The 24674-nt window shown below is 64.9% G+C and carries 31 protein-coding genes; 22 read left to right on the top strand and 9 right to left on the bottom strand.

Annotated features, from left to right (window positions below; translation table 11 throughout):
* The first annotated feature begins 45 nt into the window (after positions 1-45).
* The 15 genes from J2X38_RS14140 to J2X38_RS14070 all read left to right on the top strand — a co-directional run bounded on the left by J2X38_RS14140 (position 46) and on the right by J2X38_RS14070 (position 12828).
* Positions 46-1104, top strand: a complete 1059-nt coding sequence (locus J2X38_RS14140) for a DNA-directed RNA polymerase subunit alpha (RefSeq protein ID WP_058539761.1) — start codon at positions 46-48, stop codon at positions 1102-1104.
* A gap of 163 nt (positions 1105-1267) precedes the next feature.
* Positions 1268-1690 carry a 50S ribosomal protein L17 gene (gene rplQ / locus J2X38_RS14135; RefSeq protein WP_058539762.1) on the top strand — a complete coding sequence of 141 codons (423 nt, stop codon included), beginning with the start codon at positions 1268-1270 and terminating at the stop codon, positions 1688-1690.
* A gap of 104 nt (positions 1691-1794) precedes the next feature.
* Positions 1795-2379, top strand: coding sequence for a MarR family transcriptional regulator (locus tag J2X38_RS14130; protein ID WP_310255081.1), 585 nt, complete (start codon positions 1795-1797; stop codon positions 2377-2379).
* A gap of 1 nt (position 2380) precedes the next feature.
* Positions 2381-3049: a DUF4166 domain-containing protein gene (locus J2X38_RS14125; RefSeq protein ID WP_310255079.1), complete on the top strand. Its 669-nt coding sequence runs from the start codon at positions 2381-2383 to the stop codon at positions 3047-3049.
* Complete coding sequence (locus J2X38_RS14120) at positions 3042-3449, top strand: thiol-disulfide oxidoreductase DCC family protein (protein WP_058539765.1); 408 nt, start codon at positions 3042-3044, stop codon at positions 3447-3449. Before J2X38_RS14125 ends, J2X38_RS14120 begins: the two co-directional genes overlap by 8 nt.
* On the top strand, positions 3446-5101 hold the full coding sequence (locus tag J2X38_RS14115) for a DUF4166 domain-containing protein (RefSeq protein WP_310255076.1): 1656 nt from the start codon (positions 3446-3448) through the stop codon (positions 5099-5101). Before J2X38_RS14120 ends, J2X38_RS14115 begins: the two co-directional genes overlap by 4 nt.
* Before the next feature lie 88 nt (positions 5102-5189).
* On the top strand, positions 5190-7349 hold the full coding sequence (locus tag J2X38_RS14110; protein ID WP_310255074.1) for a prolyl oligopeptidase family serine peptidase: 2160 nt from the start codon (positions 5190-5192) through the stop codon (positions 7347-7349).
* Positions 7349-7837 carry a GAF domain-containing protein gene (locus tag J2X38_RS14105; protein ID WP_310255071.1) on the top strand — a complete coding sequence of 163 codons (489 nt, stop codon included), beginning with the start codon at positions 7349-7351 and terminating at the stop codon, positions 7835-7837. The genes J2X38_RS14110 and J2X38_RS14105 overlap by 1 nt, the downstream gene beginning before the upstream one ends.
* Before the next feature lie 115 nt (positions 7838-7952).
* A complete protein-coding gene (locus J2X38_RS14100; RefSeq protein WP_058539768.1) occupies positions 7953-8795 on the top strand; it encodes a glycine zipper 2TM domain-containing protein in 843 nt (280 codons plus the stop codon).
* 288 nt (positions 8796-9083) lie between these two features.
* Positions 9084-9623 carry a hypothetical protein gene (locus J2X38_RS14095; RefSeq protein ID WP_310255068.1) on the top strand — a complete coding sequence of 180 codons (540 nt, stop codon included), beginning with the start codon at positions 9084-9086 and terminating at the stop codon, positions 9621-9623.
* A 184-nt stretch (positions 9624-9807) separates the two neighbouring features.
* The gene (locus tag J2X38_RS14090) at positions 9808-10344 is read left to right on the top strand and encodes a hypothetical protein (protein ID WP_058539770.1); all 537 of its coding nucleotides are present in this window, start codon (positions 9808-9810) and stop codon (positions 10342-10344) included.
* A gap of 177 nt (positions 10345-10521) precedes the next feature.
* Positions 10522-10743: a hypothetical protein gene (locus J2X38_RS14085; RefSeq protein WP_310255065.1), complete on the top strand. Its 222-nt coding sequence runs from the start codon at positions 10522-10524 to the stop codon at positions 10741-10743.
* 103 nt (positions 10744-10846) lie between these two features.
* A complete protein-coding gene (locus J2X38_RS14080) occupies positions 10847-11302 on the top strand; it encodes a PilZ domain-containing protein (RefSeq protein WP_310255063.1) in 456 nt (151 codons plus the stop codon).
* A 252-nt stretch (positions 11303-11554) separates the two neighbouring features.
* On the top strand, positions 11555-12013 hold the full coding sequence (locus J2X38_RS14075) for a hypothetical protein (protein WP_310255061.1): 459 nt from the start codon (positions 11555-11557) through the stop codon (positions 12011-12013).
* Complete coding sequence (locus J2X38_RS14070; RefSeq protein ID WP_310255059.1) at positions 12013-12828, top strand: ferredoxin--NADP reductase; 816 nt, start codon at positions 12013-12015, stop codon at positions 12826-12828. Before J2X38_RS14075 ends, J2X38_RS14070 begins: the two co-directional genes overlap by 1 nt.
* 12 nt (positions 12829-12840) lie before the next feature.
* On the opposite strand, the gene J2X38_RS14065 is transcribed toward J2X38_RS14070, so the two are convergent.
* On the bottom strand, positions 12841-14253 hold the full coding sequence (locus J2X38_RS14065) for a M20/M25/M40 family metallo-hydrolase (RefSeq protein WP_310255057.1): 1413 nt from the start codon (positions 14251-14253) through the stop codon (positions 12841-12843).
* A 132-nt stretch (positions 14254-14385) separates the two neighbouring features.
* On the opposite strand from J2X38_RS14065, the gene J2X38_RS14060 reads away from it, so the two are divergent.
* From J2X38_RS14060 to J2X38_RS14050, 3 genes are read left to right on the top strand one after another with little or no spacing between them, the layout of a single operon-like run.
* Complete coding sequence (locus J2X38_RS14060) at positions 14386-15009, top strand: lysophospholipid acyltransferase family protein (protein ID WP_310255471.1); 624 nt, start codon at positions 14386-14388, stop codon at positions 15007-15009.
* Positions 15006-15824 carry a DUF1295 domain-containing protein gene (locus J2X38_RS14055; RefSeq protein ID WP_310255055.1) on the top strand — a complete coding sequence of 273 codons (819 nt, stop codon included), beginning with the start codon at positions 15006-15008 and terminating at the stop codon, positions 15822-15824. Before J2X38_RS14060 ends, J2X38_RS14055 begins: the two co-directional genes overlap by 4 nt.
* A complete protein-coding gene (locus J2X38_RS14050; RefSeq protein WP_310255053.1) occupies positions 15800-16204 on the top strand; it encodes a ribose-phosphate pyrophosphokinase in 405 nt (134 codons plus the stop codon). The genes J2X38_RS14055 and J2X38_RS14050 overlap by 25 nt, the downstream gene beginning before the upstream one ends.
* 150 nt (positions 16205-16354) lie before the next feature.
* Here J2X38_RS14050 and J2X38_RS14045 read toward each other — a convergent pair whose 3' ends face one another.
* Positions 16355-17284: an isopenicillin N synthase family oxygenase gene (locus J2X38_RS14045; RefSeq protein WP_058539704.1), complete on the bottom strand. Its 930-nt coding sequence runs from the start codon at positions 17282-17284 to the stop codon at positions 16355-16357.
* A 122-nt stretch (positions 17285-17406) separates the two neighbouring features.
* Between J2X38_RS14045 and J2X38_RS14040 the strand changes: the two genes are divergently transcribed.
* The gene (locus J2X38_RS14040; protein WP_310255051.1) at positions 17407-17832 is read left to right on the top strand and encodes an EVE domain-containing protein; all 426 of its coding nucleotides are present in this window, start codon (positions 17407-17409) and stop codon (positions 17830-17832) included.
* Positions 17833-17838: 6 nt separating this feature from the next.
* Here J2X38_RS14040 and J2X38_RS14035 read toward each other — a convergent pair whose 3' ends face one another.
* From J2X38_RS14035 to J2X38_RS14005, 7 genes are all read right to left on the bottom strand, one after another.
* Positions 17839-18168 carry a PilZ domain-containing protein gene (locus J2X38_RS14035; protein WP_056368603.1) on the bottom strand — a complete coding sequence of 110 codons (330 nt, stop codon included), beginning with the start codon at positions 18166-18168 and terminating at the stop codon, positions 17839-17841.
* A gap of 88 nt (positions 18169-18256) precedes the next feature.
* Positions 18257-18847 carry an SOS response-associated peptidase family protein gene (locus J2X38_RS14030; protein WP_310255048.1) on the bottom strand — a complete coding sequence of 197 codons (591 nt, stop codon included), beginning with the start codon at positions 18845-18847 and terminating at the stop codon, positions 18257-18259.
* 6 nt (positions 18848-18853) lie between these two features.
* Complete coding sequence (gene arfB / locus J2X38_RS14025; RefSeq protein WP_310255046.1) at positions 18854-19255, bottom strand: alternative ribosome rescue aminoacyl-tRNA hydrolase ArfB; 402 nt, start codon at positions 19253-19255, stop codon at positions 18854-18856.
* The gene (locus J2X38_RS14020; RefSeq protein WP_310255044.1) at positions 19248-19931 is read right to left on the bottom strand and encodes an RNA pseudouridine synthase; all 684 of its coding nucleotides are present in this window, start codon (positions 19929-19931) and stop codon (positions 19248-19250) included. The genes arfB and J2X38_RS14020 overlap by 8 nt, the downstream gene beginning before the upstream one ends.
* Before the next feature lie 24 nt (positions 19932-19955).
* Positions 19956-20714, bottom strand: a complete 759-nt coding sequence (locus tag J2X38_RS14015) for a DODA-type extradiol aromatic ring-opening family dioxygenase (RefSeq protein ID WP_405053459.1) — start codon at positions 20712-20714, stop codon at positions 19956-19958.
* A gap of 46 nt (positions 20715-20760) precedes the next feature.
* A complete protein-coding gene (locus J2X38_RS14010; protein WP_310255040.1) occupies positions 20761-21357 on the bottom strand; it encodes an NAD(P)H-dependent oxidoreductase in 597 nt (198 codons plus the stop codon).
* A 122-nt stretch (positions 21358-21479) separates the two neighbouring features.
* On the bottom strand, positions 21480-22175 hold the full coding sequence (locus J2X38_RS14005) for a pirin family protein (RefSeq protein WP_310255038.1): 696 nt from the start codon (positions 22173-22175) through the stop codon (positions 21480-21482).
* Positions 22176-22315: 140 nt separating this feature from the next.
* Here J2X38_RS14005 and J2X38_RS14000 point away from each other — a divergent pair, with 140 nt between their 5' ends.
* From J2X38_RS14000 to J2X38_RS13990, 3 genes are all read left to right on the top strand, one after another.
* Positions 22316-23263 (top strand): LysR family transcriptional regulator, encoded by a 948-nt coding sequence (locus tag J2X38_RS14000; protein WP_058539680.1) that lies wholly within the window; start codon positions 22316-22318, stop codon positions 23261-23263.
* Between the two features lie 182 nt (positions 23264-23445).
* Positions 23446-24153 carry a response regulator transcription factor CtrA gene (gene ctrA / locus J2X38_RS13995; RefSeq protein WP_037513859.1) on the top strand — a complete coding sequence of 236 codons (708 nt, stop codon included), beginning with the start codon at positions 23446-23448 and terminating at the stop codon, positions 24151-24153.
* Positions 24154-24233: 80 nt separating this feature from the next.
* A complete protein-coding gene (locus J2X38_RS13990; RefSeq protein ID WP_310255034.1) occupies positions 24234-24674 on the top strand; it encodes a GIY-YIG nuclease family protein in 441 nt (146 codons plus the stop codon).

The raw sequence follows: 24674 nt of genomic DNA, 5'->3' as shown, positions 1-24674 counted from the left end.
TGGTGGTCGACCCCCACCCGTCCCGCCCAAAGCAAAGGGAAATCCATGACTGTCAATATCCGGAACTGGCAGGAATTGAAGAAGCCCAGCAACCTGGAAATCAAGGCTGGCAGCGACGGCAAGCGCAAGGCGACCTTCGTCGCCGAACCGCTCGAGCGCGGCTTCGGCCTGACGCTCGGCAACGCGCTGCGCCGCGTGCTGCTCTCGTCGCTCCAGGGTGCGGCTATCACGTCGATCAAGATCGAGAATGTGCTCCACGAATTCTCGAGCCTCGCCGGCGTGCGTGAAGATGTCACCGACATCGTCCTCAACGTGAAGCAGATCGCGCTCAAGATGGAAGGCGAAGGCCCGAAGCGGCTTCAGCTTTCGGCGACCGGTCCCGCGACCGTCAAGGCCGGCGACATCATGGTGTCGGGCGACATCAAGGTGATGAACCCGAACCACGTCATCTGCCACCTCGACGATGGTGCGACGCTGAACATGGAACTCGTTGCCGACACCGGCAAGGGTTACGTCCCCGCGACCGCCAACCGTCCGATCGACGCGCCGATCGGCCTGATCCCGGTCGATTCGCTCTACTCGCCCGTGCGCCAGGTCGCCTACAAGGTCGACAATGCCCGCATCGGCCAGGAACTGGACTATGACAAGCTGAACCTGACCGTCGAAACCGACGGCACGATCACCCCGGAAGACGCCGTCGCTTACGCCGCGCGCATCCTCCAGGACCAGCTCCAGGTCTTCGTCCACTTCGAAGAAGCGATGAACGACAGCGGCCTCATCGGCATGGCGGCTTCGCCGACCACCGCCGATGAATCGGACGTCAACCAGCTCAACCGCTTCCTTCTCAAGAAGGTCGACGAGCTCGAACTGTCGGTCCGTTCGGCCAACTGCCTCAAGAACGACAACATCATCTATATCGGTGATCTCGTTCAGAAGACCGAAGCCGAAATGCTCCGCACGCCGAACTTCGGCCGCAAGTCCTTGAACGAAATCAAGGAAGTGCTGTCGTCGATGGGCCTGCGTCTCGGCATGGACATCCCCGGCTGGCCGCCGGAGAACATCGAAGAAATGGCCAAGAAGCTCGAACAAGAGCTGCTGGGCTGAAGATAGCCGTCGCCCCAGCGAAAGCTGGGGCCGCTATCGTGGCATTGTGCCGCGAGCGATCCCAGCTTTCGCTGGGATGACGATTTCGGGAATGGGTCGGCCCGCACATCGACCTGGCTTGGGGTACCTCGAACGGCCCCTCTGACAAACGAAGGAATGAATTATGCGTCATAAATCGGGTGGCCGGAAGCTTCAGCGCACGAGCGCGCATCGCACGGCCCTGTTCCGCAACATGTCGGCTTCGCTCATCAAGCATGAGCAGATCACGACGACCGTCGCCAAGGCGAAGGAACTGCGTCCCTATATCGAAAAGCTGGTGACGCTCGCCAAGCGCGGTGGCCTTGCCAACCGTCGCCTCGCGAACAGCCGCCTGCTCGACGACACGCAGCTCAAGAAGCTGTTCGACGTGCTGGCCGAGCGCTACAAGGACCGCAACGGCGGCTACACCCGCGTGATCAAGGCCGGCATCCGCGCCTCGGACGCGGCGCCGATGGCGATCATCGAATTCGTCGACCGCGACGTCGATGCCAAGGGCCAGGATTCGGGTCCCGTCGAGCAGTATGACGACGAGGCGGAAGCCGCATAAGGCGCGCTTCTAGCGACACGAGAAACAAGGGCGGCATCCGAAAGGATCGCCGCCCTTTTTCATGCCCGATTGACATCCATCCTGTTTCGTCCGATATTTCTGTTATGACAGAAATTACCGAACATGATTCGAAACTGTCCCCGGCGGCGACCGAATTCATCCTTCATTGGGGTAATCTCGGCGGCCAGTGGGGTGTCAACCGCTCGGTGGCGCAAATCCATGCCTTGCTGTTCATCTCCGACCGCGCGCTCCACGCCGAGGAGATCGCCGAGATGCTCGGACTCGCGCGCTCGAACGTCTCCACCTCGATCAAGGAACTGCTCGGCTGGCGGCTGATCGAGCGCGTCCCGTTGCTCGGCGACCGGCGCGACCATTTCACCGCCGAAAAAGACATCTGGGAAATGGTCACGCGGATCGCCGCGGGCCGCAAGGCACGCGAGGTCGATCCCGCCGAGGCGGCGCTGAAAGCGTGCGTCGCGCGCGCCGCGAATGACCCCGGGTTCAGTCCCGATGCCAAGGCACGCCTGTCCGACATGCTCGATTTCGTGACAACGATGGGGCGCTGGCACGACGAAATGCTGAGCGTGCCCAAACCTGCGCTGATGCGGCTGATCAAGCTCGGCGCCGGGGTAACGAAGCTGATCAACTGGCGTCCGGGCAAGGGCAAGGACGCCGGTCAGGAGCGGTAGGATGCGCAGCGGTGCGGAACGACGGAGCGAGGCAGTGGTCCCGGCGGCACGCGATGCCGGCGATACGCTCGCCGACGATCGCTTTCGCCGCCTCGTTCCGCGCGCGGACTGGGACGCGCTGCCCGCCGACGTCCGGCGCCGCTTTTCGAAACGCCTCTGCGGAACCGCTGTCGCGACCTATAGCGGTGAGATTGTCTGGACGCGCCTCTCTCGCGCCGGCTGGCTGCTTGCCCAGCTCTGCCGCCTGATCGGCGCGCCGTTGCCGACGAGCGCCAGCGGCCCCGCGCCCGCCGCCGTCGCGGTCAGCAAGGACCACACCAGCGGCGGCCAGTGCTGGACGCGCCTTTATGGCCGGACGCGCGGCCATCCGCAGGTGATCCACAGCGCGAAGAGCTTTGCGGGCCCAACCGGACTCGAAGAGCATATCGGCGGAGGCTTCGGCATGGCGCTAACGGTCCGTGCCGAAGCCGATGCGCTGATCTTCATGTCAGACCATTATTTCTGGCAGCACAGGAGGCTTCGGTTCCGCCTTCCTCGCTGGCTCGCCCCCGGCGCAACGGTCGTGACGCACCAGCATCTCGGCAGCGGCCGCTTCGCCTTCGACCTCAAGATCACACACCCGCTGTTTGGCGAGCTGCTCAATCAGCACGGATTGTTCCGCGATGCCTGACGCGGCCGGCCCGATCATTCTGTTCGACGCCGAATGCGTGCTGTGCTCGGCCAACGCGCAGTTCGTGCTGCGGCACGACAAGGTCGCGCGGTTCCGCCTCGCATCGATCCAGGGGGTGGCGGGTGCCGCGCTGTGCCGCGAACATGGCCTCGATCCGCGCGACCCGACGAGCATTCTAATTATCGATGGCGCACGCGTTCGGCGCGACAGCGATGCCGTGCTCGCAATCTATGAGGGACTCGGATGGCCGTGGCGGGTGCTCGCGCTCTTTCGCCTGGTCCCGGCATTCTTCCGGGACCCCATTTACCGCTGGATCGCGCGCCATCGCTACCGTCTGTTCGGAAAGCGCGCGACCTGCTGGGTCGCGCCGCCCGAATATCAAAACCGGATATTAGAATGAAGATATTGATCCTCGGCGGCTATGGCGTGTTCGGCGGACGCCTTGCTGAACTGCTCGCCGACGTGCCCGACATCGACCTCTTCATCTGCGGCCGCGACCTCGGCCGAGCGGAGCGCTTCTGCACCGCCTATCGCGGCATCGCGCGCGTCAATCCGCATAGGCTCGACCGGCGCGATACCGCTGCGGCGCTGGATCGGCTCCGTCCCGACCTCGTCGTCGATGCTTCGGGACCCTTCCAGGATTATGGCGCCGACGGCTATCGGGTGGTCGAGGCGTGCATCGCGGCGAAAGTCGACTATCTCGATTTCGCCGACGGCGCCGATTTCGTCTTCGGCATCGACCGCTTCGATGCCGCGGCGAAGACCGCGGGCATCTTCATCCTGTCGGGGGTCAGCAGTTTCCCCGCGCTCACCGGCGCGGTGTTGCGCGAAATGGCAAAGACGATGGACGTCCGCGCGGTCGAGGGCGGGATCGCGCCGTCGCCCTTTGCGGGCATCGGGCTCAACGTGATGCGCGCGGTCGTCGGCTATGCCGGCGCCCCGGTGAAGCTGCGACGCGGCGGCAAGGATGCGCACGGCATCGGGCTTGCGGAAAGCCTGCGCTATACCGTCGCGGTCCCCGGCCGGCTGCCACTCAGGAACATCCATTTCTCGCTCGTCGACGTCCCCGATCTCCAACTCATTCCGCGCGCCTGGCCTGCGCTCACCGATATCTGGATGGGCGCGGGGCCGGTGCCCGAGATCCTGCATCGCATCCTGAACCTGCTGGCAAAAGCCCGCGCGCGCTTTCGCCTGCCGTCGTTCGAACCCTTCTCGCGCCTCTTCTACGCGGTGCTCAACCGCATGCGCTTCGGCGAGCATCGCGGCGGGATGTTCATTCGCGCGCGCGGGCTTGCCGAAGGAAAAATGGCCGAACGGAGCTGGCATCTTTTGGCCGAAGGCGATGATGGGCCCTATATCCCGTCGATGGCGATCGAGGCGATCGTCCGCAAATTGCGCGCCGGCGATCGTCCGGCCGCCGGCGCGCGGTCGAGCGTCGATGCGCTGAGACTCGCCGACTATGACGCGCTGTTCGCGAACCGATCGATTCACACCGGCTTTCGCAGCGAAGAGCCCGACGCGCCGCTCTATCGTCAGCTTCTCGGGACCGCCTTCGACACGCTGCCGCCGACGCTTCGGCTGCTGCACGGAAGCAAGGCCGAACGCCGGTGGCAGGGTCACGCCGAAGTGCGCCGCGGCACCGGGCTGCTCGCGCGGATCGCCGCCGCGATCGTCGGCTTTCCGAAAGCGGCTGCGCGCGTCCCCGTCACGGTCGCCTTTACGCCCGAAAAGGGCGGCGAACGCTGGGTCCGCGAATTCGGCGGCGAGCGCTTTGCGTCGTTGCAGTCGCGCGGCACCGGCCGGAACGACTATCTGCTCGTCGAGCGCTTCGGCCCGCTATCGTTCGCGATGGCGCTCGTGGTCGAGAAGAACCGCCTTCATCTGGTCCCGCGCCGCTGGTCGGCCTTTGGCGTCCCGATGCCGCGCTGGCTGATGCCGCGCGGCCCCAGCTTTGAAACCGAGGCCGACGGCAGCTTTCGCTTCGACGTCGAAATCGCCGCGCCGCTGATCGGATTGATCGTCGCCTATCGCGGATCGCTCGATCCCGCCTGACGGGCATCAAATCCCCTTGCCCGCCCCTTGCCGATGCTTACATATCGACGCACGATAATTTCCCGCAGAGAATGAGGATCGCCTTGCCATGTCCCGTAAAGCCCTGTCCGCGCCGCTCGCGCTCGTTGCCCTGACGATGATCCCGGGCGCAGCAGCGGCGGCCGACGCCGCGGCGACATCGGCGACGGCCAAGGCCTTGACCTATCCCGACACCACGCGCGGCGACACGGTCGATCCGCAGTTCGGCGTCGACGTTGCCGACCCCTATCGCTGGCTGGAGGACGACGTCCGCGTCAATCCGAAGGTCGCCGACTGGGTCGCGGCGCAGAACAAGGTCACCGACACCTATCTCGAAACGCTGCCCGGCCGCGACAGCTTCAAGGAGCGGATGACCGAGCTTTACAATTACGAACGCTTCGGCCTGCCGACGAAGGCCGGAACGCGCTATTTCTATAGCCGCAACGACGGGCTGCAGCCGCAGTCGGTGCTCTATGTCCGCGAAGGGCTCAAAGGAGAAGGTCGCATACTGATCGACCCCAATAGCTGGGCGAAGGACGGCGCGACCGCGCTCGGCGAGTGGAACCCGTCGGAAGATGGCAAGCATCTCCTCTATTCGGTGCAGGACGGCGGCACCGACTGGCGCATCGTGCGCGTCAAGGATGTCGCAACGGGTCAGGACCTGTCCGACGAGGTGCGCTGGGTCAAATTTTCGGCACTCGACTGGGCGAAGGACGGCAGCGGCTTTTATTATTCGCGCTTCCCCGAGCCTAAAGAGGGCGAAGCCTTTCAGTCGCTCAACGAAAATCACAGCGTCTATTTCCACAAGCTCGGGACGCCGCAGAGCGCGGACGTGCTGATCCACGCGACCCCCGACAAGCCCAAGCTCAACAACAGCGCGGTCGTCACCGACGACGGCCAATATCTGCTCGTCGTCTCGTCCGAAGGCACCGACGAACGCTATGGTCTGACGCTGTATCCGCTCGGCAAGCGCGGCGCGAAGCCGATCACGCTTGTCGACGATTTTGCGAACAACTGGGAATATGTGACCAATGAGGGTACGCGCTTTACCTTTGTCACCAACAAGGGCGCGCCGCGCGGACGCATCGTGTCGCTGGACATCAAAAAGCCCGCCGCGCTGACGCAGCTGGTCGGCGAGAATGAGGCGACGCTGGTCGGCGCATCGCGCGTCGGCAACCGGCTGATTCTCTCCTACCTCGGCGATGCCAAGTCGGAGGCGCGCATGGTCGCGCTCGACGGCAAGCCGATCGCCAACATCAATCTCGCCGACATCGGCGCGGCCTCGGGCTTCGGCGGCAAGTCGAGCGATCCCGAGACCTTCTACAGCTTCTCGAGCTATGCGCGGCCGACGACGATCTATCGCTTCGACACGCAGACCGGGAAGAGCGAGATTTTCGCCGAACCGAAGCTGACCTTCAAGCCCGCCGACTTCAGCGTCGAGCAGCGTTTCTACAAGTCGAAGGACGGCACCGAAGTGCCGATGTTCGTCGTGATGAAAAAGGGCCTCGACCGCAGCAAGGGATCGCCGACATTGCTCTATGGCTATGGTGGCTTCAACGTCTCGATGACCCCCGGCTTTTCGCCGACCAAGCTCGCCTGGGTCGACAAGGGCGGCGTGCTCGCGATCGCGAACCTGCGCGGCGGCGGCGAATATGGCAAGGCGTGGCACGACGCCGGGCGCCTCGACAAGAAGCAGAATGTCTTCGACGATTTCATCGCCGCGGGCGAATATCTGATCGCCGAAGGTATCGCAGGCAAGGGCCAGATCGCGATCGAGGGCGGATCGAACGGCGGGCTGCTCGTCGGCGCGGTGACCAACCAGCGCCCCGACCTGTTCGCCGCGGCGCTGCCCGCGGTCGGCGTGATGGACATGCTGCGCTTCGACCGCTTCACCGCCGGCCGCTATTGGGTCGACGATTATGGCTATCCGTCAAAGGAGGGCGATTTCAAGAATCTGCTCGCCTATTCGCCGTACCATAATATCAAGGACGGCACCGCCTATCCCGCGGTGCTGGTGACGACCGCCGACACCGACGACCGCGTCGTGCCGGGGCACAGCTTCAAATATACCGCAGCGCTCCAGCATGCGAAGGCGGGCGACAAGCCGCACCTGATCCGCGTCGAAACGCGCGCGGGCCACGGCAGCGGCAAGCCGACCGACAAGATCATCGCCGAGGCGGCCGACAAATATGCCTTTGCGGCGAAGTGGACGGGGCTGAGCGTCGAATAATGTCCTTCGCCCTCGCCTTCTCCGCCACCGATCCCGCCGAGCGCTGGGCCGAGGCGGGTGACGCCGCGGCCGCGCTCGTCGCGGGCGAACCCGACGGCATCGCCAATATGGCGAATGTCGCGGCGCTGATCTGGCAGGCGATCCCCGACCTCAACTGGGCAGGCTTCTATCGCTTCGACGGGACCGAGCTGGTGCTTGGCCCGTTCCAGGGCAAGGCGGCGTGCATCCGCATTCCGCTCGACAAGGGCGTGTGCGGGGCCGCTGCGCGGCTTCGCGTCACCCAGCGCGTCGACGATGTCCACGCCTTTCCCGGCCATATCGCGTGCGACGCCGACAGCCGCAGCGAGCTCGTCGTGCCGGTGATCGCGAACGACCGGCTGGTCGGCGTGCTCGACCTCGACAGTCCGATCCCCGGCCGCTTCACCGCCGCCGACCAGGCAGGTGCCGAAGCGCTCGTCGCGCGCATCGCGGCCGCGCTCGCGGCCTGAAACCCCGCCCCAAATCGGGACAGATAAGTCACGGTTAACGGATTCGCGAAAAGGCGCTAATTTTGCTAACAAACTGTTAACCAATCGGTTCGGCCGAGGGAACAGGGAGTAAGTCATGCGCACGTTCGTGTTGTTGGGAATGGCCGCAGGGTCGTTGTTGCTGGCGAGCCATACGCGCGCCGAGCAGCCCGCGCTCGACTATGGCGTTCCCGCCGATCCCGATACCCGTGTTTACACCGGCTATCCCGACCGCGTGCCGAGCGAAGTCGATTATCGCCACGTCAATGGCACCTATGACGCCGAGGGCCGCTGGACCGGCACCTGGGACGGCACGTACGAGACATCCGACGGCCGCCGCTACGAAGGCCGTTATGAAGGCACGATCGAGGGCCATGGCGCCGGCTATCCGCCGCCGCCCGCTTACGACCCCCGTTATCACGGTGGGTATGACGCGCGTTACGACGAAGAGATGGAACGCCGCTGTGGCCGGGGGGGCACAGTGGGCGGCGCGGTTGTCGGCGGGCTCGTGGGGGGCATCGCCGGCAACCGCATAGCCGGACGCGGCGACCGCACCGCGGGCACGCTGATCGGCGGCGGGCTCGGCGCGCTGGCCGGCAGCGCGATCGGCAGTGCAGCCGACAAGAAGAAATGCGACGAATATTGGTCGAGCCGCAGCGCCCGCTACCAGGGTGGCCATTATCAGGGCGGCTATTATCCCGGCGGCACCTATCCCGGTGGCTATGCGACGACTTACCAGCACAGCGGCTACGGCTATGGCTACGGCTATTACACCCCCGGCGTCGTCGTCACGACGATCATCAACGGCGCGCCGATCGTGACCGAAACGGTCGAGACGTCGACGCGCACCTATTATGAAAATGTTCCGGTGCGGAAACGCTATGTCGCGAAGAAAAAGTGGAAGCCGAGACCCAAGGCCGCGCCGCGCTGCGTCTGCTGATACCCGGGAACAGGTCTGGTCATCTGTAACAGGCCCGTCATCCCAAGGATGGCGGGCCTTTCGGTTCTTTTCGTCATCCCGGGCTTGACCCGGGATCCCGCTTTTCCGGCGTATCGATCGCAAGCGGGACCCCGGATCAAGTCCGGGGTGACGATAAAAGGAAGGATGCCACCAAGCTCGCCTCATCGGGCGGCGGCCACGGTTCAGCGGTGCGAAAGCATCGCGCGCGTAGGGCGGTGACATTGCGGGCTGGACCATCCTGAGCCCGCCGAAGGGGAGCTTCCCTCGATGCGTAAATTGACCAGCTTCACCACCGCAGCGGCGATCGTCCTGACCTCGGTCGGTCTCAGCGCCGTGCCCGCCGAAGCGCGCGGGCGCCATCATCATGGCGGCTGGGGTTATCGCGACCGCGACAATATCAGCACCGGCGACGTGCTCGGCGGGCTGCTCGTCATCGGCACGATCGCCGCCATCGCGAGCTCGGTGAGCAAGAACAAGCGCGAGCGGGCGCCCGACTATCGTTACGAGCCGCCTTATCGCGGCGACGACCAGCGGCAGGAGGTGCCGCGCTACGAACCCGATGCACCGAACGACATCACCCCCGGCGCCTATGGCCGCGGCGAGGCCGAAGGGCGCGCCGCCGACGCCTGCAGCTGGGCGGTCGAGGGCGAGATGGGCGACGACGCCCGCGTCGACAGCATCACCGGCACCGAGCCGAACAACGGCGGCTGGTACGTCACCGGCACCGCCTCGCGCCTTGGCGGCGAGGTGAGCAGCTTTGGCTGCAGCTATCGCAATGGCCGCGTTGTCGACGTCAATTTCGGCTGACACTATCCACACCGGTAAAAGGCCTCTCGCCTCCGTGGCGAGGGGCCTTTTTCCTTTATGAACGCCAGCGAAACCAAGTCTGAACCCCAGATAAGCGGTGGGTTCAGCGCCCTGTCACAGCCACACCGGTAAACCGTCTCCAACAGGCCGCGAAGCTGCTGCCTGCGCTTAAGGAGACCGAACCATGGCTATCAAAACCACCCTGACCAAAGCCGCAATTGGTGCGGCCACCGCCGGCGCGATGCTGATGAGCGCCGCCCCTGCCGCCGCGCGCGATCGCTATGACCGCGACGGAATCAGCGCGGGCGAAATCATCGCCGGCGCCGTCGTAATCGGCGGCCTCGCGGCGATCCTGTCGAGCGGCGACAACGACCGCTACGACCGTTATGATGGCCGCTACGACGATCGCTATCGCGGGCGCTACGACGATCCCCGCTACGGCTATGGCTATGACTATAACCGCTATGGCAACAGCCGCCGCGCGGTCAGCCAGTGCGTCGGCGCCGTCGAGCGCGGCAGCCGCCGCTATGGCCGCACTGACGTGACCGAGGTCACCAGCATCGACCGCAAGCGCGACGGTTACCGCGTCAAGGGCCGCGTCATCGTGCGCGATGGCTATGGCGACCGCTGGGGCCGCGGCGGCTATTACGACAAGGGCAAGTTCACTTGCGAGGTTCGTTATGGCCGCGTCCAGGACATCCGCTTCTCGGGCCTCGGCTAACCGTCAAAGCCCCTCTCCTAAAGGAGAGGGGCTTTTCTTTATTCACGTTGGGCGGCATGAAGCCATCTGCCCGCGCTCGTGCTTGGCTATCCGGCGATCCGCTTCACCGTCGGCGTCGAAGATTAGGCCCACCAGCATCAGGTCAGCATCGACGGCGCGGTCAGTTCGAACACGACGGTGAAATGGGCGCCGGTTAAGGACGCTGCCGCCTATCGGCTGTACTGGCGCCGCGCCGACCGCAACGACTGGTCCGACGGCCGGGTCGTCCTGTCGGATGCTTCGACCGAGGTCGTGTGGTCCGGTGCAATCGTCGACGATAATTTCTTTGGCGTTTCAGCGCTTTCCGTGGACGACCGCGAAAGCATCGTCACCTTGGGCGGGCTGCCGCCGGCGCAATAATTACCGAACACGCTATACGAAAATTTACCTTCTGCCTTTACGACTATCGGAGGACCACAATAATCGGCCGACGTGGGGGTCAGCCGACAGAGATGAGTCGCGCATGTCCAGTCCCGAGGCTTCCCCAGCCTCATCCGTCCCCGCCGAGAAGCGCCAGCCGCGTCAGTCGCGTCTGGTAAAGGGCGCGCTTGCCTGCGCGCGGCTCGGCCAATTCGATGTAACGATCCGCAACGTGTCCGAAACCGGCATCGGCGGACAGGGGCCCGTTGCGCTCAATATCGGCGAGCGAATCACTGTGTTTCTGCCCGGCCACGACCCGATGCTGGGCACTGTCCGCTGGGTCGTCGACAAAAGATTCGGCATCGAGACCGACCGGCCGATCGACACGGCATTGCTCCGCGCCGCGCACGGGGGGGCGGCTCCGGCAACCCATGCCGTCGCCTCTGGCTTCGAGATCGTCCCGCCCCCCAGCGCCCCCGCACGCCGCCCCGGCCTCGTCCTCGGCGCTGCCCAACCGGCGCACTCCGGCCGCAGCGTGTGGCAAGGCAAACGGCAGTGAAGCAGTTTGGCGTTAGGGTGCTGAGCTAATGTTCCGACATTCGTCATTCCCGCGGACGTGGGAATGACGAAGGAAGAAAGAGCGCGGCCACGCCCGGTCTTGAGCGGCCGGACGGGTGCGCTTCCTTTGGGCCGAACGGCCGGATTCAGCCCGCCTGCGGCATCCCCTGACAGAAATATTGAATTGCAAATGACTCGCAATAACATATAAGCCCGCCGGCGCGGCTTGTCGCGCGCGCTGGAAAGGGAAGCGATGTACGCCTTTGTCGATCGCCGGGTGGACAGCCTTTGCAACAGCGGTCGTTTCCTGCTCTGGGCGATGCGCGGGTGGGTTCACGCCGCCGAGCGCGGGCGATGCCCGCCGCAGGTGCTCCATCGGGGCTTTGCTGCGGTCGGTGCCGCGGGCGCCCTGCCCGACTTTCACGTTGCGATGGCGCTGCTTGCCGGCGATGCGGTCGAAACCCTGCTGCTCGCGCCCCTGCCCTGTCTCCAGATTTCAGAGGATGAAGCAATTCTGCTTGGACTCTGGCGCGATTTTTCGCTTGAGAACGCCGCAAATGCCCATGCGACGCTGGCCTTGCTGGCCGAGGGAGAAAGCGTCGGCCCGATCGCCAAAGCGATGGGCGCCGCGACCGACCGGCTGGTCGCGACGGGATTCGATATGCCGGCCCTCGCGGCCGGCACCATGACACATCAGGAAAGTCCAAAGTGATGAGTGACCGTATTGCCGAAGCCGCCAAGCTGGCCCCCTCCGCCTCGCTGACCGTCGAGGAGGTGCGTTCGGTGCGTCATTGGAACGAGCATCTGTTCAGCTTCACGATCACGCGGCCGCCGAGCTTTCGCTTTCGCTCGGGCGAGTTCGTGATGATCGGCCTGCCCGGCGAAGGCCGCCCGCTGCTCCGCGCTTACTCGATCGCGAGCCCCGCCTATGCCGACGAGCTCGAATTCCTGTCGATCAAGGTGCCCGACGGCCCGCTGACCTCGCGCCTCCAGCTGATCCAACCGGGCGATCCGGTCTATCTCGGCCGCAAGCCGACGGGGACGCTCGTCGCCGACGCGCTGACCCCCGGGCGGCGTTTGTTCATGCTGTCGACCGGGACGGGGCTCGCCCCTTTCCTCAGCCTCGCGCGCGACCCCGACATTTACGAGCGTTTCAACCAGATCGTGATCGTGCATTGCGTGCGGCAGGTCAGCGACCTCGCCTTCCGCGACGAGCTCGAAAGCCAGCTTGCGGGCGATCCGCTTGTGCAGGATCAGGCGCTCCTCCAGTTCCACTATCTGCCGACGGTGACGCGCGAGCCCTTCCCCACGACGGGCCGCATCGACGCGCTGATCGAAAACGGACTGCTCTTTGGCCATCCGCTGACCGGCCCGAGCGCCTTCGATTCCACCACCGACCGCATCATGATGTGCGGCAGCATGGCGATGATCCGCGACCTCGAGGCGCGCTTCGAGGCGCTCGGCTTCAAGGAAGGCTCGAACGCCGCGCCCGGCGACTTCGTCATCGAGCGCGCGTTCGTCGGTTAGGACCAAATCCCGTCAGGGCTTGTCCGCGTATGCCTTCACCAGGTCGAACATATAGTCGCGCCCGACATAGACCGAACGCACTTCCATGCGTTCGTTGAGGCCGTGCGCGCCATTGCCGTCGGGGTCGCCCCACATGCCGGGGATGCCATAGGTCGGGATGCCGACCGCACCCAGAAAGGTCGCGTCGGTATAGCCGTTCGCCATCGACGGGATGACCTTCAGCCCCGGCCAATATTTGTCGACGAGCGTCTGCATCGGGCCGAGGATCTTCGGGTCGAGCGGCGGCGCGGGCGGTGCGGGGCGTTTGGGCGGGAGCTGGGTGATCGTGACGCCCGGATCGCCGATCACACGTCCGAGTTCGTCCTTGATCGATTCGATGCTGTGGCCGGGGAAGATGCGGCAATTGATGTTCGCGCCCGCGCGCTGCGGCAGCGCGTTCGGGGCATGGCCGCCATCCAGCAACGTCGCGACGCAGGTGGTGCGCAAATTGCTGTGGAGGAACGGGTCCTTGTTGACGATCGCCTCGGCCGCCTTGTCGGCGGGGTTCTTCGCCAGCGCGGCCATCGCCCTGCCCGTCTCGTCGCCGCGCGCGGCGCCGGCTTCGGCAAAAAAGCGCCGCGTCGTGTCGGTCATCTCGACCGGGAAATCATAATCCGCAACCTTGGTGAGCGCGCGCGAAAGCTCGTAGATCGCATTGTCGGGCACCGGCGCCGAGCTGTGCCCGCCGGGGTTTCTCGTCTCCAACCGGAAGTTCGCGAAGGTCTTTTCGCCGACCTGCACCGACTGGCCGAGCACCTTGCCCTTGCCGTCGCTGTCGCCGCCGCCGCCTTCGTTCAATGCAAATTCGGCGTCGATCAGGTCGCGCTTGTTCGCGGCAAGCCATTCAACGCCGTTGAACGCACCATTGGTTTCCTCGCCGCAGGTCAGCGCGACCTTGACCGTGCGCTTGGGCTTGTAGCCCGCCTGCTGGAAACGGATCAGCGTGTCGACCCACACCGCGGCCTGCGCCTTGTCGTCGGCGGTGCCGCGGCCATAGAAATAGCCATTCTCCTCGACCATGACGAACGGGTCGCGCTCCCAGTCGGCGCGCTTCGCCTCGACGACGTCGATATGCGCGACGAGCAGGAGCGGCTTCGCGGTCTTGCTGGTACCCGGATAGACGGCGACGAGACCGCCTTCCTTGGGGTTTTCAGCGGTGGCGAACAGGGTCAGCTGGCTCGCCGGTATGCCCGCCGCCTTCAGCCGCGTGGCCATGCGCTCCGCAGCGAGCGTGCAGCTGCCCGACGAGAGCGTCGTGTTCGTCTCGACCAGCTCCTTGTAAAGGCCGCGGAACGCAAGCTGGTCGGGGCGCGGCTGCGCCTCGGCGGCAATCGCGGGCGCCGCAAGCAGCATGGCGGACGTCAGCAGCGCGGACAGCGTCTTCATCAAATTCTCCCCTGTTTTGGGATGAAGGGAGCAGAAAGACGGCATCGCCGCAAGCCGCGATGCGCGCACCTCTTGCGCCACGACGGGCTTTCGCGCAATTCGGGCCATGGGAGAGGACCAAGCGTGACACGAATGAATGACGACCCGCCGGGGCTGGTGGCGCGCGCGGTGCGCCGCCTGCTGCTTTTGCTGTACCGGATTCGCGGATGGAAAGCCGTCGGCGAGGTGCCCGAACCGCGCCGCTTCATCCTGATCGCGGCGCCGCACACGAGCAACTGGGATTTCGTCAATTTCCTCGGGCTGACCGCAGACCTGAAGATCCGGCCCTTTTTCATGGCGAAGTTGTCGCTTTTCCGCTGGCCGATCGGCGGCTTTATCCGCCAGATGGGCGGCGTCCCGGTCGATCGCCGCGGCGGCGGCAATGTCGTCCAGCAGATGGTCGATGAATTCGCGCGCCGCGCCGAATTCATGCTCACCGTCGCGCCCGAGGGCACGCGCGGCAAGGCGGCGAAATGGCGCACCGGCTTTTATCAGATCGCGATGGCGGCCAAAGTGCCGCTGGTGGTCGGCTTCATGGATTATGGCACCAAGACCGGCGGGCTCGGCCCGCTGATCTGGCCCACGGGCGACTTTCGCGCCGACATGTTGAAGGTATTTGAGGTATATAGGAGCCATAGCGCTCGATTCCCCGAGCGGCAGGCGCGCTCGATCGATGATATCGTCGGCCGCGATGAGGTACCGGACATGCGCGCGTGAGTGACGCAATTTTGCTCCTGACGATCAATTTCGGCGGATTGCTCGGCGTGATCCTGCTGCTCTGGGGCATCGCGACGCTGATCCGCGACGTATCGTTCATCGACGCCTTCTGGGCGTTCGGCATGGTACTGCTCGCGTGGGGCACATGGTGGCAGGTCGGCGCAGAGGGCGCGCATGCCAAGCTGCTCCTCGGCCTGACCTCGCTATGGGGGCTGCGGCTCGCGATCCACCTGACGATCCGCTGGGCGAGCCATGGCGAGGATCCGCGCTACAAGAAAATCCTCGCGCACTCGATGGAGAAGCGGAAGTGGAGCTGGGCGAAGACCGCGCTGCTCATGGTGTTCCTGACGCAGGCGCCGTTGCTCTTCATCACCTGCCTGCCCGCGCAGATCGGTATCTGGGCGAGTGCGGCCGACCCCGTGGCAACGTTGGATGTCCTCGGCTGGGTCGGCGCGGTAGCGGCGCTGACCGGCATCGCGTTCGAAAGCATCGGCGACGCGCAGCTCGACGCCTTTCGGAAAAACCCCGCGAACAAGGGCAAGGCGCTCGACACGGGCCTCTGGCGTTATACGCGCCACCCCAATTATTTCGGCGATGCGCTGACATGGTGGGGCCTCTGGCTGGTCGTCGCCGACCTCGGCTGGGCGCCCGCGCTCGCGAGTGTGATCGGGCCGGTCTTCCTGACCTTCACGCTCACCAGATGGTCGGGCAAGGCACTTCTCGAAAAGGGGCTGCACAAGACGCGGCCCGATTATGTCGACTATGTCGCGCGCACCTCCGGATTCATTCCATGGCCGCCAAAGACCAGGGTTTAGGCGGCGAGGAAAGCCCGGCCGATGTGTCGGCGCTCGGCGACGCGCCGCGTATTCGCGCGATATTGATCGAGGCGGCGCGCGCGGGGCGGAGCGTCAGCTATTCCGAACTGCTCGGCGACCTCGGTTTCCGCTTCACCCGGCCCAAGATGCGTGCGGTGTGCCGGACGCTCGAAGAAGTCGACCGGCTCAGCGCGCTCGATGGCGAACCCGATCTGGCGGTGCTGGTGGTGCGCGAAAGCGACCGGCTGCCGGGGCAAGGCTGGTGGGTCGGCGGAACGGCTTTGTTGCTCGGCTATGACGGCCCGTGGGAAGGGGCGGCGGCGGCGCGGTTTATTCGCGAGCAGCAGCAGGCGGTGTTCGATTATTGGGAGGGGCGGTAGGCTGATTTCGACCAGTTGCTGACATATCCATCATCGTCACCCCGGACTTAATCCGGGGTCCATGACTTCAACGCTGCGGTGGATCCCGGATCAAGTCCGGGATGACGAAAGGAGGGGATGGCAGCTAACCACCCCGGAACCGTCATGCGCTTATTTCTTCAACCCGATCTCGCGCAGCCGCTCCTGCAGATACTCGTCCGCCGTGATCGGCGTCGGATATAAATTCGGGTGCGACGCGTCGACGCAGCTTTCGAGCGTCTCGATCGGATAGTCCGAGCGGAAGTGCAGAAAGAAGGGCATCGAATAGCGCGCGACGCTCGCGCGGCCCGCATCGGGGTTGCGGACGCGGTGCGTGGTCGAGGGCAGCTTGTTGTTGGTCAGCCGCTGGAGCATGTCGCCGACGTTGACCGCCATTGCGCCCGGAGGCGGCGAGACGGGGAGCCAGCTGCCGTCCTTATCGAGGATTTCGAGCCCGGCTTCTTCTGCGCCGAGCAGCAGCGTGATCGTGTTGATATCCTCATGCGCCTCTGCACGGATGCCCTTCGCGGGGGCTTCGACCGGCGGATAATGGAGCAGGCGCATCACGCTGTTGCCGTCGGCGACCGTGTCGTCGAAGAAATCGGGCGCGAGGCCGAGGTAGCGCGCGATACCGGAGAGGAGACGCGCGCCGACGCGGTCGAATTCGGCGAAGAGCTTGTCATAGGCGGTACGAAAGCCGTCGACCTCGGCGGGCCAGACATTGTTCGGCTGCTGCGCCGCGAGGCGGTGCCCCGCGGGCAGGTCGCGGCCGACATGCCAGAATTCCTTGAGGTCGACTTCCTTCGCGCCCTTGGCGATCTCGGTCCCGAACGGAGTGTAGCCGCGCGCGCCACCGCCACCGGCGATATGATAGGCGCGCTTGGTTTCCTCGGGCAACGCGAAAAAGGCTTTCGCCTTGTCCCAGGCTTGGTCGATCAGCGCGGGGTCGATGCCGTGATCGGTGATCATCGCGAAACCGAAGCGTTCGAACGACGCGCCGAAATCCTTCGCGAACTGGTCGGCGGGGAGCGACATCGAAATGGTGGGAACTGCGGCAGTCATCTTATCATCCATATTGGGCGAAGCTTAGGCCTTCGCGACTCTGTTCCCGCATGTAGGACCGTCGACGAGGCAGGGAAAGAGGCTCGCTCTTTTCAAACCGGCGATGCTTGCTAAGAGAGCGCATGGCAAAATCATATTGGCTGATGAAATCCGAACCCGACGCCTATGCGTGGGAACAACTCGTCGAGGACGGCACCGGGATGTGGGACGGGGTACGCAACCACACCGCCAAACTCAATCTGATGGCGATGAAGGTCGGCGACGAGGCGCTCTTCTATCACAGCAATATCGGCAAGGAATGCGTCGGGATCATGGAGATCACCGAAGAGAGCTTTCCTGATCCGACCGCCGAAAAGGGCGCGCCGTGGGTCGTGGTGCGCGTCGCGCCCGTTCGTGCGCTTGCCAACCCGGTGACGCTGGCGGCGATCAAGGCTGATCCCAAGCTCGCCGACATGGATTTGATCCGCCAGTCGCGGCTGTCGGTCGGGCGCGTAACGCCCGCTGAGTGGAAGCATATCTTGAAGAAGTCCGAGCAGCCCGAGGGCTGAGCCGGCTTACTGGCCGCGCAGCTTGACCTGCAGATGCTTCGCCACCGACGGGTGAAGCGGGTTGACGAATTCGCAACCATAATTGTTGCCATCGGCGCGGCGAACGACGGCTTCCAAAGGCTGGAGCCCGGGCAGGTTCACCCAGATATGCTTGCCGATCTGCGGCCGGAAAAACGTCACCATGCGAAAGCCCGTCGACGACAGGTCGAACAGTTCGACGTCGAAGGGGTTTAGCCCCGGTTCGCGGAAACGCGCGCGTGCGGTCACGGGTGCGCGCTCGGCGCCGCGCCCGGCGGTGGGCGCTTTTCTGGTTTCGATGGTGCGATTCCCCAACACGGATTCGGTCCCTGCATTTCATTCTTGGTCGAACTGCTTTTAGGCCGCCGTTGGTTACCCCAAAGTGAAGCGATATGGTGAAAATCGGCTACACCGGCGGGGTGTCGCCAACCGCCATCAACTGGCTGGGAAAAGGGACCGCGAGCGCCACGGCGGCGCGCCATTCACCGCTCAGCCAGATAGCATAATCCTCCGGGCGAAGGATCACCGGCATGCCCTTTGGCTGATGATGCGCAACCAGCCGATTGGCATCGGTCGTAAGCACCGCGAAGCAGGGCCAGTCATCGCCCTGCCGATGGATTCCGGCAAAAGCGAAGACCGGCCGCGACGGCACCGAAAACCAGTGCTGGCGCCGCGCGCCGTCGGCGCCCGACCAATAGGCAAAGGCGGTCGCGGGGATCAGGCAGCGGAGTTCGGCATGGCGCAGCGTGCCGATCCAGAACGGGCTTTCAAGGTTGCGGACGCTGGTGACCGGCCGGTCGCCCTGCGGCGGCGGCGGAACACCCCAGAGTTTCGGGCGCAGATACCGCCGCGATCCGCCGCGGCCGTCGCTGACGATCACCGGCGCAGGGCGGCCCGGCGCGACATAATCGCCGGTCCAGGGGTCATTGCCAGCCTCGGCGCCGAACGCCGCGGCGATCGAGCTGGCGGGGACGTCGAGGCGGTAGAGGCTGGTCATGGAAGCTTAGTCGGTCCCGCGCACCCGTCCGCGGCCGGCCTTGACCGTGCTGCGCGCTTTCTTGCTGTCGACGCGCTTCGCCTTGGCCGCCTTGCTCGGCTTGGTCTTGATGCGGCGTTCGGGGCGGACGAGCGCAGCGTCGATCAGGTCGGAAAGGCGCTGCCGGGCGTCGGCGCGGTTCGCTTCCTGCGTGCGATAGCGGCGCGCGAGGATGATGAGTTCGCCCTCGGTGGTCATCCGGCTGCCCGCGAGGGTTTTCAGTCGTTTGAACGCGTCGGGCGTGAGGCCGAGCGCATAGACATTGACGCGCAACTGGCACGCGGTCGCGACCTTGTTGACATTCTGTCCGCCGGGTCCGGTGCCCGCTAGAAATTTTTCACTGATCGCGCTTTCGGGGATCTCAGCCACGCGTTGGCTCCGCTCCCTCCGGCGCCGCGAAGCCCAATGCGATGAAGCTGTCGGGGAACGGCGCCTCGGCAATTATCGACGGCTTGACGTCACGTTTTACGACGAGCCTTTCGGCGTGGAGCAAGGTGCGCGTTTTCGTGCCACCGCGGCCGTAAACGGGGTCGCCGACAAGCGGAAAGCCGAGCCCCTCGAGTGCGTGGACGCGCAGCTGGTGCGTGCGGCCGGTTTCGGGGCGAAAGCGAAGCAGGGCGCGTTCGCCCACAACGGCGATCTTCTCCCAATGCGAGACCGAGGGCTTGCCCTTGGGGTCGCCGACCATGCGCCAGCCCTCTTCGGCGGTCGACACCTTCGACAGCGGCAGGTCGATCGTGCCGCCGTCGCCGTCGGGCACGCCGTCGACGATCGCGAGATATTGCTTTTCGACCTCGCGGCTTTCGAACGCGCGGGTGAAACGGCCGTGCGCCTTGGGATTGCGCGCGAGGAGCAGGCAGCCCGACGTGTCGCGGTCGAGCCGGTGTACCGCGAGCGGCCAGCGTTTGAAGCCGAACTTGAGCAGGTCGAGATGATTTTCGAGGCTGATACTGCCGTCGCGCGGCGCGTCGACCGGAAGGCCCGCGGGCTTGTCGATGACGAGAGCCTCGCCGTCGAGGAAGAGAACACGATCTGAAAGGAGCATGGCGCGCTATAGGCGGGCTGCTGCCTAGTCGAAAGCGTAAACGTCCATCGCGAGCAGGCCGTAGGTGATGCTGTGGTGCAGCCGCTCGGCGTTGAACGAGGCCCCGCCCGCACCTATCGCCACGAACAGGGGCAATATATGGTCGGGCGTCGGGTGATTGTCGCGGCCGTGCGGCGCCTGTTCGACGCTGTTCAGCACATCGTCGATGGCGCCTGCCGCCATGCTTTCGGCTACCCAGTCGGTGAAATCGGTCACCCACGCCGGCGCCGGGGCGTCGATCGGGAGGCGCGCCGAGAACAGCGCGCGCAGATTGTGCGTGATGCTGCCCGATCCGATGATCAGCACATCCTCATCGCGAAGCGGCGTCAGCGCCTGACCGAGCGCATAATGCCATTCGGGCGAGGCGTTCGAGGCGATCGAGAGCTGGACCACCGGAATATCGGCGTTGGGATAGATCAGCGACAGCGGCACCCATGCGCCGTGATCGAGGCCGCGGTCGGGATCGGCGGTGACGGACAGGCCGTGGCCGGCGAGCAGATCGACTACGTGCGTCGCGAGCGCCGGGTCGCCCGGCGCGGGATAGCGCATCGCAAACAGTTCGTCGGGAAAGCCGCCGAAGTCGTGGATCGTCGGCGGCGCGGGCGATGCGGTGACGGTCGCGCGGCCACCCTGATACGCCGCATCATGGTGCGCCGACACGACGAGGATCGCGCGCGGGCGCGGCAGCTGGGAACCCAGCCCGGCGAGGAAGGTCCGCGCCGGGCTGGGCTCGAGCGCCATCATCGGCGAGCCATGCGAAAGGAAAAGGCTCGGGAGACGGCGCATCGGTTCAGGCAGCCTGCTGCAGTTCGCCGATCGCCGAAGTGGCGCGAGCGACCGCTTCACCGTCCATCATATGGCCGTCGGCGGCGATGATCGTGACGTCGGTGATGCCGACGAAGCCGAGGATATGCTTCAGGTACCCGCTCGCGAAATCGACCTCGCTGCCCAGCGGCACGCCGCCCGAGGCAAAGACGATAAACGCGCGCTTGCCCGTCAGCAGCCCTTCGGGACCGGCTTCGGTATAGCGGAAGGTGCGGCGCGCGCGGGCGATCAGGTCGACCCAGGCTTTGAGCGACGCGGGGATTGCGAAATTATAGATCGGCGCGGTGATGACGATTGTATCGGCGGCTTCGAGTTCGGCGATCAGTTCGTCCGACCCCGCGAGCACGGCCTTTTGCTCGTCGCTGCGCGCCGCTTCGTCGGTGAAGTTGGCGCCGATCCAGCTTTCGGTGAGCAGCGCGGGCGGCGCGGCGTTGAGATCGCGGCGGGTTACGGTGGCGCCGTAACCCTGTTCAACGAGACGGTTCACCAGTTGGTCGGCGAGCGGACGCGTGGTCGAACCTTCGTTGCGGGCGCTGGCGTCGATGCGAAGAATATGGGTCATCGGGGTACTCCTTTTCACTTCGGGGAGAGGGGGTGCCGCGAGCCGCCCATGTTTTTGGGAAGAACTCGCGGCACCGGTTGGGCCGCCGTCAGGGAGGGGGAAGGCGGCGGCCCAGGGGCTTCTTAGAGGCTGTCGACGAGCACCAGTTCGGCGTCGTCGAGCGCCTCGACCTCGATCGTGCCGACATCACGGAGCGCGATGCCGTCGCGGGGATCGGCGTCCGCGCCGTTGACGCGGATGCGGCCCTTGGCGGCGACCAGATAGGCGTGGCGCCCGGCTTCGAGATCGTAGGAAACGCTCTCACCGGCATTCACCGTCGCCGCGGCGACGCGGGCATTGGCGCGGATCGGCAGGGCTTCATCGCCCTCGATCCCGCTTGCCAGCGTCACGAACTGACCCGACCGGTCGGCCTTGGGGAACTGGCGTGCGCCCCAGCCGGGATTGCCGCCGTCGCGGTCGGGCATGATCCAGATCTGGAACAGCGTCGTTTCCTCATCCTCGAGGTTGAACTCACTGTGCGTCACGCCGGTGCCGGCGCTCATCACCTGGACATCGCCCGCCGCGGTGCGGCCGCTGTTGCCCATCGAGTCGCGGTGCGTGATCGCGCCGGTGCGGACATAGGTGATGATTTCCATGTCGCGGTGCGGATGCGGGGGGAAGCCCGACTGCGCCGCGATGGCATCGTCGTTCCAGACGCGGAGCGCGCCCCAACCCATACGCTTCGGGTCGTGATAGTTTGCGAACGAAAAATGATGACGGGCGTCGAGCCAGCCGTGGTTGGCGTGGCCCAGCGTGTCGAATTTGCGGATGTCGATCATGGCCTTGTCCTTTCGTATCTTCTCAATCGTTGCGCACATCGGCGATGCGGATGCGCTGCTGTTGAGGACAAAATAGGCATTTCGATCGTTTCTAAAATAGCGTAGATGGAAAACCATCGTTTCCATTCAGGAGCTATTGCGTGGCACTTCCCGACTATGAAGGCTGGGCCTGTTTCGTCGCTGTCGCCGACGGCGGCAGCTTTACCGCCGCCGCCGCATCGCTGGGGTTGTCGAAGGCGAGCGTGTCGAAAGCGGTGACGCGGCTCGAGGCGTCGCTCGGCATCACCCTGCTGCACCGAAGCTCGCGCGTCGTCGCGGTCTCGACCGCGGGCGCGGGCCTGCTCGACGAGGCGCGCGCGATGGTCGCGGCGGCGACTGCGGCCACCGAAGCGGCGCGCGGCGACCGCGTCGACCTCGCGGGACCGATCCGCCTCGCCGCGCCGATGAGCTTCGGGATCAAGGTGCTCGGCCCGCCGCTCGCGGTCTTTCTCGAGCGGCATCCCGCGGTCGAGATCGAGGTATTGCTGAGCGACGCGCGCAACGATCCGGTCGCCGAAGGCATCGACCTGACGCTGCGCATTTCGCCGCTCGCCGATTCGAGCCTGCTCGCGCGCACGATCGCGCCGGTCGCGGCGTCGGTGATCGCGAGCCCCGCCTATCTGGAAAAGCACGGCACGCCGAAACATCCGCTCGAACTCGCCGGCCACCGGCTGATCGGTTACGGCCACCGCCAGCGCGCGATGCCACTGCATTTCCATCGTAAGGGTGAGGAGGCGACCGTGCTGCCGACGGGGCCGCTGTTCGCGAACAACGGCGATGTCGCGGTGCCGCTGGTCGTCGCGGGGGTCGGAATCGCCTCGCTGCCCGACTTCATCGCCGCCGAAGCACTGGCATCGGGCGCGGTCGTCCCGATCCTGACCGACTGGTCGCTGCCGCAGTCGCACCTGCACCTGTTGTCGCCGCCATCGCGGCTGCGCCCGGCGCGCGTGCGCGCGCTTTCGGACCATCTGGTCGACACGCTGAAGATGTCCTGTACCGGCGCACATGATCGCTATGTGGCGCTTCACCATGATCCGAAAACGGCCTGAGCGACTGTTGCAAAATGGCCGCGACTCGCGGACTTCTGCGGGTTAAATCAAAATTAACCTTTTCCCTTCATTAGTTTCGTGGTTAATGTTCCGGCAGTCCTGCAACGGGGGTTTGGTCGGTGACATCCTTGATGGTCATGCGATCGGGTTCGCGGGATTATCGTGGGAAAAAGGGGTGCCCAATGCGCGTACTGCTGATCGAGGACGAGCCGACGACCGCGAAAGCGATCGATACGATGCTCACGACCGAGGGCTTCAACGTCTATACCACCGATCTTGGTGAGGAAGGCCTGGACCTGGGTAAGCTCTATGATTACGACATCATCCTGCTCGACCTGAACCTGCCCGACATGCACGGCTATGACGTGCTGAAGAAGCTCCGCACCGCCAAGGTGCAGACGCCGGTGCTGATCCTGTCGGGCATTTCGGAAATGGATTCGAAGGTGCGCTCGTTCGGCTTTGGCGCCGACGATTATGTCACCAAGCCGTTCCACCGCGACGAGCTGGTCGCGCGCATCCATGCGGTCGTCCGCCGGTCGAAGGGCCACAGCCAGAGCGTCATCAAGACGGGCAAGCTGGCGGTCAACCTCGACACCAAGACGGTCGAGGTCGACACCACCCGCGTGCATCTGACCGGCAAGGAATATCAGATGCTCGAGCTGCTGAGCCTGCGCAAGGGCACGACGCTGACCAAGGAAATGTTCCTGAACCACCTCTATGGCGGGATGGACGAGCCCGAATTGAAGATCATCGACGTCTTCATCTGCAAGCTGCGCAAGAAACTCGCGCTCGCCTGCCACGGCGAAAATTATATCGAGACGGTCTGGGGCCGCGGTTATGTCCTTCGCGATATCGACGACGAAGGCAATGAGGTGCGCCGCGTCGCCTGACGCGTAGCATTTCGCACGATTTACCGAGGGAACCCGGCGCGGAGCGATCCGCGCCGGTTTTCGTTTAGGAGTTGCAGCTATTGTTCGCGGGAAGGCCGTTAGCGACAGGAAGCTGCCTTATCAATCACCGTCACCCCGGGCTTGACCCGGGGCCTGCCTTGCCTTTTCATCGGACGATGGAACGCCATCCTTGTGTCTACATTCTTGCGCGTTCATCGCACGGCACGCTTTACACCGGGGTTACGTCGAACCTCGTCCAGCGCATCCACCAGCATCGCGAAGAGACCTTCGAAGGTTACACCAAGGAATATGGAATCAAGCGCCTCGTCTGGTTCGAAGGCCATGACACGATGGATTCTGCCATCCTGCGCGAAAAGCGGATCAAGCGATGGCTGCGATCGTGGAAATATGAACTGATCATCGCAATGAATCCGACGTGGCGCGATCTGGCCGAGGATTTTGGCTTTGATCCGTTGCCCTTGGGACGAAGGAAGGCGGGTCCCGGGTCAAGCCCGGGATGA

It is taken from the genome of Sphingopyxis sp. BE235, from assembly GCF_031457175.1.
Taxonomy (GTDB): domain Bacteria; phylum Pseudomonadota; class Alphaproteobacteria; order Sphingomonadales; family Sphingomonadaceae; genus Sphingopyxis.
The sequence above is the reverse complement of the archived record's forward strand: the minus strand, read 5'-3'. Positions and strand labels throughout refer to the sequence as shown.